Genomic DNA, 11,994 nt, shown 5'->3' on the forward strand with positions numbered 1-11,994 from the left:
GAGGCAGAAAACGTGAGCGCAAACTCCCCGCACGACGGCACCGGAAACCCGGCGGCGCCGGCGTCCCGGACCCCTGGGCCGGCGGACGCTGAATCCGCCGACACTGCGCCGGCGGAAACCGCGGCGCCGGGCACTGGGGCGACTGAAACTGCGCCGGCAACGACCGATACCCGCAACACCGGGCCGGGACGGCTGCTGATTGCTGTCTATGCCGTCTTCGCGATTTCGGCGACGGCCCGGGCCGGCTACCAGATTCTCACGAAGTTTTCTGAGGCGCCGCTGGCGTACATGCTGTCCGCGTTCGCCGCCGCCGTCTACGTCGTGGCCACCGTGTCGCTGGCGAAGCCGGGGCGCACCGCGTTCAAGGTCTCGGTGGCGGCAGTCCTGGTGGAGCTTGTGGGCGTCCTGGTGGTGGGAGCACTCAGCGTGTTCGACTCTGTGAACTTCCCGCATGAGACGGTGTGGTCCCTGTTTGGCCGCGGCTACGGATTCATCCCGCTCCTGCTGCCGATCCTGGGACTTATCTGGCTGTACCGCCGCCGCCCTGCGCGCCGGGACCACTAACTCCGGCTGCCTACAAGCGGCCGGCGATGCCCCGGGCCTCCGTGAGCCTGCTGCGCAGCCCCGGCCAGGCCGCGGCGAAGCCCGGGTGCAGTTCCTTGCCGCCGACGCCGTCGACCCCCACCCACTGCAGTTCGATACTTTCCGCATCACTGATCGCGGCCTCAAACGGCTGCAGCGCAAGGGCCACCACGGTGGTGTAGGACCAGTAGCCGACGTCGAACACCGACGTAAACAGGACCTCGAGATTCCCCGGAGGCACGGCCGCTTCCTCGTGTGCTTCCCGCAACGCGCCGTGGATGGCTTCTTCCCCTTGGTGCAGGGCGCCGCCGGGGAGCCCCCAGGTGCCGCCCTGATGGCTCCACAAGGCGCGGTGCTGGAGAAGGACCCCCTTGGCGGGGTCGTGGACCAAAAGCCCGGCGGAACCGAACCGACCCCAGAACCGCCCCCGGTCGCCATCGACCCAGGCATCGCCAGGATCGCGTGGGCCCAACGGGCGGCGCGGATCGCCCGGCAGCAGTGGTGCGAACGGTGATTCCCCGACTTGGGGAGCGGCTGTGCTGTCCATCCCTACAGCTTGCCACGCACCGGTCCGTAGGAGGGCGGGGGTCGTACGCAGTGTTACGTGCCCGGACGTGCCCTATGCGCTCCAGATGCTCTGAGGTGCGCTGCCGGGAGTCACTCTCACTATGAGTCGCGCGCCGGCAAGAATGGCTTCCGCTATTTCTGTCGTACCCCTCTGGCAGAGTTTAGTTATGGAAGCCATTGGAGAGTTCATCCCGGACCGGGCCCCGTGGGCCGGCCCGGCTGTGTCCTCCCGGCATCCCCGCCTGGCCGCCGTTCCCGGCGCGGCTGACGCAGCCGGCGGCGCTCTGGGCGCCGCGGTGGAGACGGCGCTGGCGGCGCTGCGGGCTTCGAGCCCGACTGCGGATGTCGACGCCGCCTGGTTTGGCTTGCGGGAGGCTGCGGACTTTGCCGGCCACGTCGAGGACCTGTCCCGCACGGTCGAATACTTCCAGCTCGTTGCCGCGGCCGCGGTAGAACGGACGCGCCAACAAGCCGTGTTCACCGCGCCGGCCGCACACGGCTGGGGTGAGGAAGCGGCCCAGGCGGGCTGGCTCACGGGCTGGAAACAGGAATCCGACGGCGGGACGGATGCAGGGGCCGGCGGGGGAGCTGATGCCGTTTCCGACGCCGGGGCTCACGGCGTACCTGTCGGCGGGACGCTTGCCGGGGCCGGACCTGGCCCCCGCGGTGACTTGGCCGGGCAAATGGGGATGTCCGCTGCTGCGGATGACGGCTACCGGAACGCCACGGAGTTCTTGCGGGCGCGGCTGCGGATCAGCGCCGCCGAGGCAAAGCGCCGGCTGACGCTGGCCGCCGAGCTGCTGCCCCGCGCCGGCAGCGGCGGCCATACCGGGCCACCGGTCCGGAAGGAGCTCGCCGCTGCCGTCGCGGCCGGCGAGGTCGCGTCCCGCGCCGCAACCGTCATCACGCTCGCCCTGGACCGGGTCCGGCACAGCTGCCTCCCCGAGGCCGCCGCCACCATGGAACATGCCCTGACAGTGACGGCCATCGAAAACGACGCCGACTTCCTGGCTCGGATCGCCCGCCGGTGGACCGAGGCGCTGGACCAGGACGGCGCCGAGCCCTCCGAGGAACTGCTCCGCCAGCTCCAGGGCGCCTTTCTCCGCAAACCCCGGCACGGCCTGCAGCACCTGGAAATCTTCGCGACCGCGGACCAGTTCGAACACCTTGTGACAGTGATGAACACCGCCACCAACCCCCGCAGCGGCCCCGACACCGGCGAAGGCACCGCCACCGGCCACACGGCGCAGGCCGGACCGGGTGACGGGTCCGAAGCGGCCGACGAGCCCGGCCCGTCTGACGAGCCCGCCACGGCCGAACAGCACGCCGCGCTGCCGTCCCTGGACCTCCGCTCCCGGCCCCAACGGCTGCTCGACGGCCTGGTCGGTGCCTGCAAGGCGGCGCTCGCCACCGGAGGGCTGCCCGCCGCGGGCGGGCTCCGGCCCCAGGTCATGGCCACCATTGACTACCGCGACCTGCTCACCCGGCTCGGGACGACCGGCTCCGAAAACGGGGCCACGGGATCTCTGGCGTTCACCGGCCCCGTCACCGCGTTCACGGTGCGCAAGATCGCCTGCGACGCCGACATCATCCCCGTCGTCCTCGGCGGCGAGGGCCAGGTCCTGGACATCGGCCGGGCCTCCCGCGTCTTCCCGCCCCACATCCGCAAGGCCATCACGGCCCGGGACCGGGGCTGCGCCTTCCCGCAATGCACCATTCCGGCCCCCTGGTGCGAGGCCCACCACATCGCCTACTGGTCCCGCGGCGGAACCACCGGAGCCGAGAACGGAACCCTGCTCTGCTCCCATCACCACCACGTGATCCATAAGGAACACTGGAGCATCCAGATGCGCACCGGAATCCCTTGGTTCATCCCGCCACCCCACCTTAATCCAGCCCGGACGCCCCGACGGAACAGCTACTTCCGCCTGGCGTGACCCCGCGCCTGGACTGAAGCTCGCCTCGACTGACTCGGTGGGACCCCCGAAATCAGCGCCCTACGTCGCTGGGCTCCCTGCACCGGGCCGAAAGTCCCAAGCATGCGCGCCCGGTCGGGCCTAGGGTGGAGGCATGGACCAGCGCAGTCTGATGCTGCGGGCAGTAAAGACGCTCCACACCCTTGCCTGGCTCGTGATCGAGGCCTGTATGGCTTACGTCCTGTACGCCGGCATCACGGGCCGAAATGACCGGAAAACGAGGGCTGCCGCCGTCGTGGTTGCCAGCGAATCGCTGATTTTTGCGGGCACCGGCTTCCAATGCCCGCTGACCGTCGTCGCGAAAAATCTTGGCGACGGCTCTGGCTCCGTCACGGACATCTACCTGCCGCGGTGGTTAGCGAATATCCTGCCCGGGCTCCACGTCCCCCTCATCCTCGTCGCCGTCCTGCTGCATTGGCGGAATTGGCGGAAACAGACGGTGCGCGACAGCGAGCGGCGGCTTTTGCTCGGGCGCTAGTGCGCGCCCGCCTCACACCTTCTCCCTGCCGCCCATTAACCGTGGTTCCTCCGGCGGGGCCTCTACGCGGATGCCCCGGGAGCCCGGCGGACCGTCCGGGAGTTGCCCGGATTGCGGGTAATCTAAGAGAGTTCCGGAGCCGGCACGGTCGCTCCGGAGCAGTTCATGGCAGGCAGCAAAAGGCGAGGTTGATGGTCCACATCTGGAACGATCTGTCCGAGGTCCCGGCGGACTTTGGTCCTTCGGTTGTCACGTTCGGCAATTTCGACGGCGTGCACCGCGGCCACCAGCAGGTGCTGTCGCAGCTCATCCGTACCGCCCGGTTGAACCACGCACGCGCCGTTGCCATCACCTTCGACCCGCACCCCGCACAGGTACACCGCCCGGAATCGGCTCCCGAACTGATCATGGGGCTGGAGGACAAGCTCGTGGCTCTCGGAGAGCTCGGCCTCGACGCCGTGCTGGTGATGAAGTACTCGATGGAGCTCGCCAGTCTCACTCCCGAGGAATTCGTCGCGACAGTGCTGGTCGACAGCCTCAAGGCCAGCCACGTGGTGGTCGGCCACGACGCCCGGTTTGGCCGCGGCAATTCCGGCGACCTCGCCACCATGCAGGAGCTGGGCAAGAAGCTCGGGTTCGAGGTGCTGGTCATCAGCGAATTCGGCTCAGAGGGCTTTCCCATCCACGACGACGACGGCACGGACCGCCGCTGTTCGTCCACGTGGGTGCGCGAGGCCCTGCGCGCGGGCGACGTCGCCACCGCCGCTGCCGTCCTCGGCAGGCCGCACCGGATGCGCGGCGAGGTGGTGCACGGTGCCGCACGCGGCCGCGACCTCGGGTTCCCCACCGCGAACCTCTCCTCGACGGCCACCGGGTACATCCCCGCGGACGGCATCTACGCCGGCTGGCTCGTGGACCAGGCAGGCACGCGCTGGCCCGCCGCCATCTCCGTGGGCTCGAACCCGACGTTCGACGGCGTGAGCCGTCAGGTCGAGGCCCACGTGATCGACCGCCCGGAAGAGTCTCCCGACGACTTCGATCTGTACGACCAGACAGTTGTGGTGGAATTTGTCGCCAGGCTCCGCGGCATGGTGGCGTACCGTGGGGCTGAAGCTTTGGTGGAGCAGATGCGCCTGGACGTCGTCCAGGCCCACGACCTCCTGTTCGCCCACTAAGAACCGGGCCGGATCGGCGTCGGCCCCCGCGCGGACAATGTTCTGATTCACTGGAGCGCGCTGATTCACAGCCACTTGGCAAGGAAGGCAAGACACGTGACCATCGAGAAAAACACGAGGGAACTGGACCAGGACATTGTCCGGGATTTCAGTGCGCGGATGAGCTACGCGTCGTACCTGCAGTTGCCCACCCTGCTCAGCGCCCAGCAGCCGGTCAGCACCCCGGAACACCACGACGAGATGCTGTTCATCATCCAGCACCAGACCACGGAGCTGTGGCTGAAGCTGGTATTGCACGAGCTTCGCAGCGCCGCCGCGTGGCTGCGGTCGGACGACCTCGGGTCCGCCCTGAAGGCGATCGCCCGCGTCAAGCACATTCAGAAGACGCTCACCGAGCAATGGTCCGTGCTGGCCACCCTGACGCCCACCGAGTACTCCCAGTTCCGCGGCTTCCTCGGCAATTCGTCCGGATTCCAGTCCAGCCAGTACCGTGCGGTGGAGTTCCTCCTCGGCAACAAGAACGCCAAGATGCTTCCGGTGTTCGAATCGGACCCCGAGGCCCACGAGATGCTGCGCGAACTGCTCGAAGCCCCCAGCATCTACGACGATTTCCTCGCCTATCTCAAGCGCCAGGGCTTTGACGTCCCTGACTCCCTGCTGGAGCGCGACGTCACCAAGGCCCACGAGTTCTGCCCGGAACTGGTCCCGGTGTTCAAGTACATCTACGAGAACGCCGCCGACAACTGGGGCGCATACGAGGCCTGCGAGGAACTTGTGGACCTTGAGGACAACTTCCAGCTGTGGCGTTTCCGCCACCTGCGCACCGTCCAGCGGACCATCGGCATGAAGGCCGGCACCGGCGGATCCAGCGGCGCCGCGTTCCTGCAGAAGGCCCTCGAACTGACCTTCTTCCCCGAGCTCTTCGCCGTGCGGACGGAGATCGGCCAGTGAGCATCTCCGCCAACACCGAATCGACGGACAGCCTGTGGCAGCGCGCCCTTGAGCTCGACGCCGCAGATCCGCTGGCCGGCTACCGCGACCACTTCGTCGGCACGGACACGGACCTGTCCTACCTTGACGGCAACTCCCTGGGCCGTCCGCTCAAGCGGACCGTCACCGACATCAGCAGCTTCATCCAGGACAGCTGGGGCGGCCGCCTGATCCGGGGCTGGGACGAGGAATGGCTCGAACTGCCCGAGAAGATCGGCGACCAGCTCGGCCGCGCCGTGCTCGGCGCGGCGCCGGGGCAGACGATCATTGCCGATTCCACCACCGTGGTGCTGTACAAGCTCATCCGCGCCGCGCTGGCAGCCGTCACTGATCCGGCCCGGACCGAGATCGTCCTGGACACGGATAATTTCCCCACGGACCGCTACCTGGTGGAGGGAATCGCACGTGAAGAAGGCCTGACCCTTCGCTGGATCGACGCCGATCCCGCCTCCGGCGTCACCGTCGAGCAGGTGCGGGACGCCACCGGCCCGGCCACCGCCGTCGTGGTCCTGAGCCAGATCGCCTACCGCTCCGGCTTCCTCGCGGACCTGCCGGGCATCACCGCGGCAATCCACGACGCCGGCGCCCTGGTGGTGTGGGACCTGTGCCACTCCGCCGGGTCTGTAGAGATCGCTTTGGACGACGCCGACGTCGACTTCGCGGCAGGCTGCACCTACAAATATCTGAACGGGGGACCGGGCTCGCCCGCATTCGCCTACATCAACGCACGGCACCTGGCCGGGCTGCAGCAGCCCATCTGGGGCTGGATGGGGCGCAAGGACGCGTTCGAGATGGGTCCTGGCTACGAGGCCGCCCCCGGCATCCGCGGCTTCCTTAGCGGCACTCCGGCGATCTTCGGGATGCTCGCCATGCGTGGCACCCTGGACCTGATCGAGGAAGCGGGGATGGCTGCGCTCCGGGAGAAGTCGCGGCTGCTGACCGCTTATGCCCTCGAACTTTACGACGCGTGGCTGGCGCCGGCCGGCGTGCAGCTGTCCACCCCGCGGGCGGCGGAACGGCGCGGCAGCCACGTGACGATCGACCACCCGGCCTTCCGTGAAATGACCGCCACATTGTGGGACCAGGACGTGATTCCCGATTTCCGCGCCCCGCAGGGCCTCCGGATCGGGCTCTCGCCGCTCAGCACATCCTTCGCGGAGCTTTACCGGGGCGTCGCCGCTATTCGCGAACTGCTCCCAGCCCAGGAAAGTGGAAAACCGCAACCGCCGCAGGCAGCTGGCGCGCCGGCAGAGTCGGCGGCCGCGCCCGGCGGTTTCGACAAGACCGCGGACGTGCCACTAAACTGAACGTTGGATCCGGCTGCAGTCCGTGGCGGCTGGCTCCTGTTGTGTACGGAATACCCGGCTTCGGCGGGGGATTCCGGGACGGCACCCCCGGCAGTGAATTACTGATTCGGGCCTCACGGCACATCTCTAGGAGTTATTGTGGCACTTGAAGCCGCTGTAAAGCAGTCCATCATCAAGGATTTCGCAACGTCCGAGGGCGACACCGGTTCGCCGGAGGTCCAGGTTGCAGTCCTGACTCAGCGGATCAAGGATCTCACTGAGCACATGAAGGAGCACAAGCACGATTACCACACCCAGCGCGGTCTGCTGGCCATGGTTGGTCGTCGCAAGCGCATGCTCACCTACCTCAAGAACACTGACATCACCCGCTACCGTAAGCTCATCGAGCGCCTCGGCCTGCGTCGCTAGTCAGCTTTAAGGGGCGGCCCCTTCCGGACCGGAAAGGGCCGCCTTCTTCAGGAAAAAACTAAACAGGAGGATCAACCGCATCACGCATTCGCGGTCCTCGGTAGTGATCCCCGGGAACGGCCTCAAGGAATGAGGCCCGGCCCGTGGGTCTCGATCGATGACCGGGTGCAGTGCAGGCCAGTAGACAGATGCTGGACTGGGTTGATGCGGCTGGGCTCCGTGAACCAAGAAACGGAGGTGACTCTCTATGGAGGGTCCCGAAATCCAGTTCTCAGAAGCAATCATTGACAATGGCCGCTTCGGCAAGCGTGTAATCCGCTTTGAAACCGGCCGCCTTGCCAAGCAGGCAGCCGGCGCAGCGATGGTCTACATCGATGAAGAGACCGCGCTGCTGTCCGCAACCACCGCCGGCAAGCACCCGCGTGAAGGTTTCGACTTCTTCCCGCTGACCGTCGACGTCGAAGAGCGTATGTACGCCGCCGGCCGCATCCCGGGCTCGTTCTTCCGCCGCGAAGGCCGTCCCTCCACGGAAGCCATCCTGGCCTGCCGCCTCATGGACCGCCCGCTGCGCCCCGCGTTCGTCAAGGGCCTGCGCAACGAAGTCCAGATCGTCGTCACCGTGCTGTCCATCAACCCGGACGAGCTCTACGACGTCGTCGCGATCAACGCGTCCTCGATGTCCACCCAGCTTTCCGGCCTGCCCTTCTCCGGCCCGATCGGCGGCGTCCGCGTTGCCCTCGTTGCGGACGAGAACGGCTCGCAGTGGGTTGCGTTCCCGAAGCACTCCCAGCTCGAGAACGCCGTCTTCAACATGGTCGTCGCCGGCCGCATCGCCGGTGACGACGTCGCCATCATGATGGTTGAAGCCGAAGCCACCGACAACTCCTGGAACCTCATCAAGGAACAGGGCGCCACCGCCCCGACCGAAGAGGTTGTCTCCGAGGGCCTCGAGGCTGCCAAGCCGTTCATCAAGGCGCTCTGCGAAGCACAGTCCGACCTGGCAGCCCGCGCCGCCAAGCCGACCGTCGAGTTCCCGGTCTTCCTGGACTACCAGGACGACGTCTACGCCGCCGTGGAGTCCGCTGCCGCCGAGAAGCTGGCCGCTGTCTTCCAGATCGCCGACAAGCAGGAACGCGACACCGCGTCCGACGAGCTCAAGGACGAGGTCACCTCTTCCCTGGCCGGCCAGTTCGAAGGCCGCGAGAAGGAGCTGTCCGCAGCCTTCCGCTCCGTCACCAAGCAGGTTGTGCGCCAGCGCATCCTCAAGGACCAGATCCGCATCGACGGCCGCGGCCTGACGGACATCCGCCAGCTCACCGCCGAGGTTGAGGTTCTGCCCCGCGTCCACGGCTCGGCCATCTTCGAACGCGGCGAGACCCAGATCATGGGTGTCACCACGCTGAACATGCTCAAGATGGAACAGCAGATCGACTCGCTGTCTCCCGTGACGCGCAAGCGCTACATGCACAACTACAACTTCCCGCCGTACTCCACCGGCGAGACCGGCCGCGTCGGTTCCCCGAAGCGCCGCGAAATCGGCCACGGTGCCCTCGCAGAGCGCGCCATCATGCCGGTGCTGCCGTCCCGCGAGGAATTCCCCTACGCCATCCGCCAGGTGTCTGAGGCTCTCAGCTCCAACGGTTCGACGTCGATGGGTTCCGTCTGCGCCTCCACGCTGTCCCTGCTGAACGCAGGCGTGCCGCTGAAGGCTGCTGTTGCCGGTATCGCCATGGGCCTGGTCTCCGACCAGGTCGACGGCCAGACCCGTTACGCCGCCCTGACCGATATCCTCGGCGCCGAAGATGCCTTCGGTGACATGGACTTCAAGGTTGCCGGTACTTCCGAGTTCGTCACGGCCATCCAGCTGGACACGAAGCTCGACGGCATCCCGGCCTCGGTTCTGGCCGCCGCCCTGAAGCAGGCCCGCGAAGCCCGCCTGCACATCCTGGACGTCCTGAACTCCGCGATCGACACCCCGGACGAGCTCTCCGAGTTCGCGCCGCGCGTCATCGCGGTCAAGATCCCGGTTGACAAGATCGGCGAGGTCATCGGCCCGAAGGGCAAGATGATCAACCAGATCCAGGAAGACACCGGAGCCGACATCTCGATCGAGGACGACGGAACTGTCTACATTGGCGCCACCAACGGCCCGTCTGCCGACGCAGCACGGTCCGCGATCAACGCCATCGCCAACCCGCAGATCCCGGAAATCGGTGAGCGCTACCTGGGCACGGTCGTCAAGACCACCACCTTCGGCGCCTTCGTTTCCCTGACCCCGGGCAAGGACGGCCTCCTGCACATCTCCGAGCTGCGCAAGATCGCCGGCGGCAAGCGCGTGGACAACGTCGACGACGTCGTCTCCGTGGGCCAGAAGATCCAGGTGGAAATCACCAAGATCGACGATCGCGGAAAGCTGTCCCTCTCGCCCGTAGTGGCTGAGGAGGCTGGCGCGGAAAACGCTGACGACGCCGAGGTCTCCGCGGACGCCGCAGAGTAGTCTCTCCTGAGTCAAAAAGCGGGGCCGGTGGATCAACCACCGGCCCCGCTGCTGTTAAAGGTAGGATGGCAGGCAGATTTGGCATGTGTTCAATGAAAGGCCTTGATGACTGTCGTCCCCCTGCCGCTAGAGCAGAACCAGCACGCTGACACCCTGATCCACGGCGCCGACGGCGGCTCCGAGGTGCGACGCTCGGTCCTGCCCGGCGGCGTCCGCGTCCTCACCGAAGCGATGCCGGGCCAGCGCTCTGCCACGATCGGTTTCTGGGTCGGCGTCGGCTCCCGCGACGAGGCTCCCGGCCAACACGGCTCAACGCACTTCCTGGAGCACCTGCTCTTCAAGGGCACCAAGCGCCGCACCGCGCTGGAGATCGCCTCGGCCTTCGACGAGGTCGGCGGGGAATCCAATGCGGCCACCGCGAAGGAGAGCACCTGCTACTTCGCCCGCGTGCTGGACACGGACCTTCCCATGGCGATCGACGTCATCGCGGACATGATCACCGGCGCGGTCCTGGACCCGCAGGAGATGGAGCAGGAGCGGGACGTCATCCTCGAGGAAATCGCCATGGACAGCGACGATCCCACCGACGTCGTGCACGAGAACTTCGTGGCCGCCGTGCTGGGAACGCACCCGCTGGGCCGCCCCATCGGCGGCACGCCGGCAGCCATCCGTGCCGTGGCGCGCGACTCGGTGTGGGACCACTACCGCCGCTACTACCGTCCCGACGAGCTCGTGGTCACCGCAGCCGGCGGCCTGGACCACGACGTCGTCTGCGGGCTCGTGGTGGATGCCCTGCACTCCGCCGGCTGGAACCTTGAGGCCGCGGCCGCCCCCGTGCAGCGCCGCTCCACCGAACGTGCATCGATCACCGGCACGGCCGGCCTGCATGTGGTCAAGAGGCAGGTGGAGCAGGCCAACATCATTATGGGTTGCCCGTCGCTGGTCGCCACCGACGGCCGCCGCTTTGTGATGAGTGTGCTCAACGCCGTCCTCGGCGGCGGCATGTCCTCCCGCCTCTTCCAGGAGGTCCGGGAAAAGCGCGGACTCGTCTACTCGACCTACTCTTTCGCCTCCTCCTACGCCGATGCCGGCTATTTCGGCATGTACGCCGGATGCACCCCGTCGAAGGTCCGTCAGGTCATTGATCTGCTGGGCGGTGAACTGGACAAGCTGGCTGCCGACGGCATCTCAGACGAGGAGCTCCGCAAGGCGGAGGGGCAGCTGTGCGGCGGAATCGTGCTGGCGCTGGAGGACACCGGTTCCCGGATGTCCCGGCTGGGCCGCGCGGAACTGGTGTCCGGCGAGTACCAGGACATCGATGAGACCCTCCGCCAGATCAAGGCCGTCACAGCCGCGGAGGTCCAGGAGCTCGCCCGTGAGCTCGCGGCAGCCCCGCGGACCGTCACGGTGGTCGGCCCGTTCGAGGAAACCGAGACGTTCGGGCTCCTGGCCTAGACATTCCAACTGGCACGGCGCCATGATAGTGGCGGGGTCACTCGGGAGGAACTCCGTATGGGAGAAACTGTGGACCGGCCGCTGCCAGGCAGTGCATGCGAGGCGCTTGAGGCTTTCCTGGGTCATTGGACGGGAACCACGCACTGGGAGGCAACCGCGTGGGGTCCGGCGCGCACCGCGGACACCGAGATTATCTTTTCCCGGGCAGCCGCCGGGCTTGCGGTCACCCAGAGCTACCGGCACACGGATGCGGACGGGACCCGGTCCGAGGGCCACGGTGTCTTCACGACGGACCCGGACCATCCCGAGGCCTTCTGGTACCACGTCAACAGCTTGGGGTTGCCGCCCGAGGGACCCGCGCGCGCCAGCATGGAAGACGGCACCTTGACCGTGGAACGGCGAAGTGACCGCGGCACCGCACGGCACACCTTCCGGGTGGACCACGGCGAACTGACTCACACCGCCGGTCTCCGCCTGGGCAGGGCGAGTGACTTCACGCCCTTCATGACCACCGTGTGCCGCCGCGTCGCTGAGAGCGCCTCCGTCCCGGTGTGAGGTC

At 67.3% G+C, this 11,994-nt stretch carries 11 protein-coding genes; 10 read left to right on the top strand and 1 reads right to left on the bottom strand.

The window, feature by feature from the left end; translation table 11 throughout:
• Positions 1–12: 12 nt before the first annotated feature.
• The gene (locus AC1D0A_RS09590; protein ID WP_476945678.1) at positions 13–564 is read left to right on the top strand and encodes a hypothetical protein; all 552 of its coding nucleotides are present in this window, start codon (positions 13–15) and stop codon (positions 562–564) included.
• Between the two features lie 10 nt (positions 565–574).
• On the opposite strand, the gene AC1D0A_RS09595 is transcribed toward AC1D0A_RS09590, so the two are convergent.
• Positions 575–1,129 carry an NUDIX domain-containing protein gene (locus AC1D0A_RS09595; protein WP_243181745.1) on the bottom strand — a complete coding sequence of 185 codons (555 nt, stop codon included), beginning with the start codon at positions 1,127–1,129 and terminating at the stop codon, positions 575–577.
• A 187-nt stretch (positions 1,130–1,316) separates the two neighbouring features.
• Between AC1D0A_RS09595 and AC1D0A_RS09600 the strand changes: the two genes are divergently transcribed.
• From AC1D0A_RS09600 to AC1D0A_RS09640, 9 genes are all read left to right on the top strand, one after another.
• Positions 1,317–3,086 carry an HNH endonuclease gene (locus tag AC1D0A_RS09600; RefSeq protein WP_476945679.1) on the top strand — a complete coding sequence of 590 codons (1,770 nt, stop codon included), beginning with the start codon at positions 1,317–1,319 and terminating at the stop codon, positions 3,084–3,086.
• A gap of 133 nt (positions 3,087–3,219) precedes the next feature.
• Entirely contained in the window at positions 3,220–3,603 is a 384-nt protein-coding gene (locus tag AC1D0A_RS09605; RefSeq protein ID WP_028277198.1) for a hypothetical protein, read from the top strand.
• 191 nt (positions 3,604–3,794) lie between these two features.
• Entirely contained in the window at positions 3,795–4,778 is a 984-nt protein-coding gene (locus AC1D0A_RS09610) for a bifunctional riboflavin kinase/FAD synthetase (RefSeq protein ID WP_243181747.1), read from the top strand.
• A 96-nt stretch (positions 4,779–4,874) separates the two neighbouring features.
• A complete protein-coding gene (gene kynA / locus AC1D0A_RS09615; RefSeq protein WP_028277200.1) occupies positions 4,875–5,729 on the top strand; it encodes a tryptophan 2,3-dioxygenase in 855 nt (284 codons plus the stop codon).
• Positions 5,726–7,075: a kynureninase gene (kynU, locus tag AC1D0A_RS09620; RefSeq protein ID WP_476945680.1), complete on the top strand. Its 1,350-nt coding sequence runs from the start codon at positions 5,726–5,728 to the stop codon at positions 7,073–7,075. Before kynA ends, kynU begins: the two co-directional genes overlap by 4 nt.
• Positions 7,076–7,213: 138 nt before the next feature.
• Positions 7,214–7,483, top strand: a complete 270-nt coding sequence (gene rpsO, locus AC1D0A_RS09625; protein WP_018774485.1) for a 30S ribosomal protein S15 — start codon at positions 7,214–7,216, stop codon at positions 7,481–7,483.
• A 247-nt stretch (positions 7,484–7,730) separates the two neighbouring features.
• On the top strand, positions 7,731–9,980 hold the full coding sequence (locus AC1D0A_RS09630) for a polyribonucleotide nucleotidyltransferase (protein WP_243181749.1): 2,250 nt from the start codon (positions 7,731–7,733) through the stop codon (positions 9,978–9,980).
• A 105-nt stretch (positions 9,981–10,085) separates the two neighbouring features.
• Positions 10,086–11,435 (top strand): M16 family metallopeptidase, encoded by a 1,350-nt coding sequence (locus AC1D0A_RS09635; RefSeq protein ID WP_476945681.1) that lies wholly within the window; start codon positions 10,086–10,088, stop codon positions 11,433–11,435.
• Between the two features lie 57 nt (positions 11,436–11,492).
• Positions 11,493–11,990, top strand: a complete 498-nt coding sequence (locus tag AC1D0A_RS09640; protein WP_476945682.1) for a DUF1579 domain-containing protein — start codon at positions 11,493–11,495, stop codon at positions 11,988–11,990.
• The last annotated feature ends 4 nt before the right edge of the window (positions 11,991–11,994 follow it).

The sequence above is a fragment of the Arthrobacter sp. P1_D4 genome (assembly GCF_056406115.1).

Coding starts and splice junctions, on each gene's coding strand:
- AC1D0A_RS09595 (WP_243181745.1), bottom strand. CDS start 1,129: ATGGACAGCACAGCCGCTCCCCAAGTCGGGGAATCACCGTTCGCACCA.
- AC1D0A_RS09600 (WP_476945679.1), top strand. CDS start 1,317: ATGGAAGCCATTGGAGAGTTCATCCCGGACCGGGCCCCGTGGGCCGGC.
- AC1D0A_RS09605 (WP_028277198.1), top strand. CDS start 3,220: ATGGACCAGCGCAGTCTGATGCTGCGGGCAGTAAAGACGCTCCACACC.
- AC1D0A_RS09610 (WP_243181747.1), top strand. CDS start 3,795: ATGGTCCACATCTGGAACGATCTGTCCGAGGTCCCGGCGGACTTTGGT.
- AC1D0A_RS09630 (WP_243181749.1), top strand. CDS start 7,731: ATGGAGGGTCCCGAAATCCAGTTCTCAGAAGCAATCATTGACAATGGC.
- AC1D0A_RS09635 (WP_476945681.1), top strand. CDS start 10,086: ATGACTGTCGTCCCCCTGCCGCTAGAGCAGAACCAGCACGCTGACACC.
- AC1D0A_RS09640 (WP_476945682.1), top strand. CDS start 11,493: ATGGGAGAAACTGTGGACCGGCCGCTGCCAGGCAGTGCATGCGAGGCG.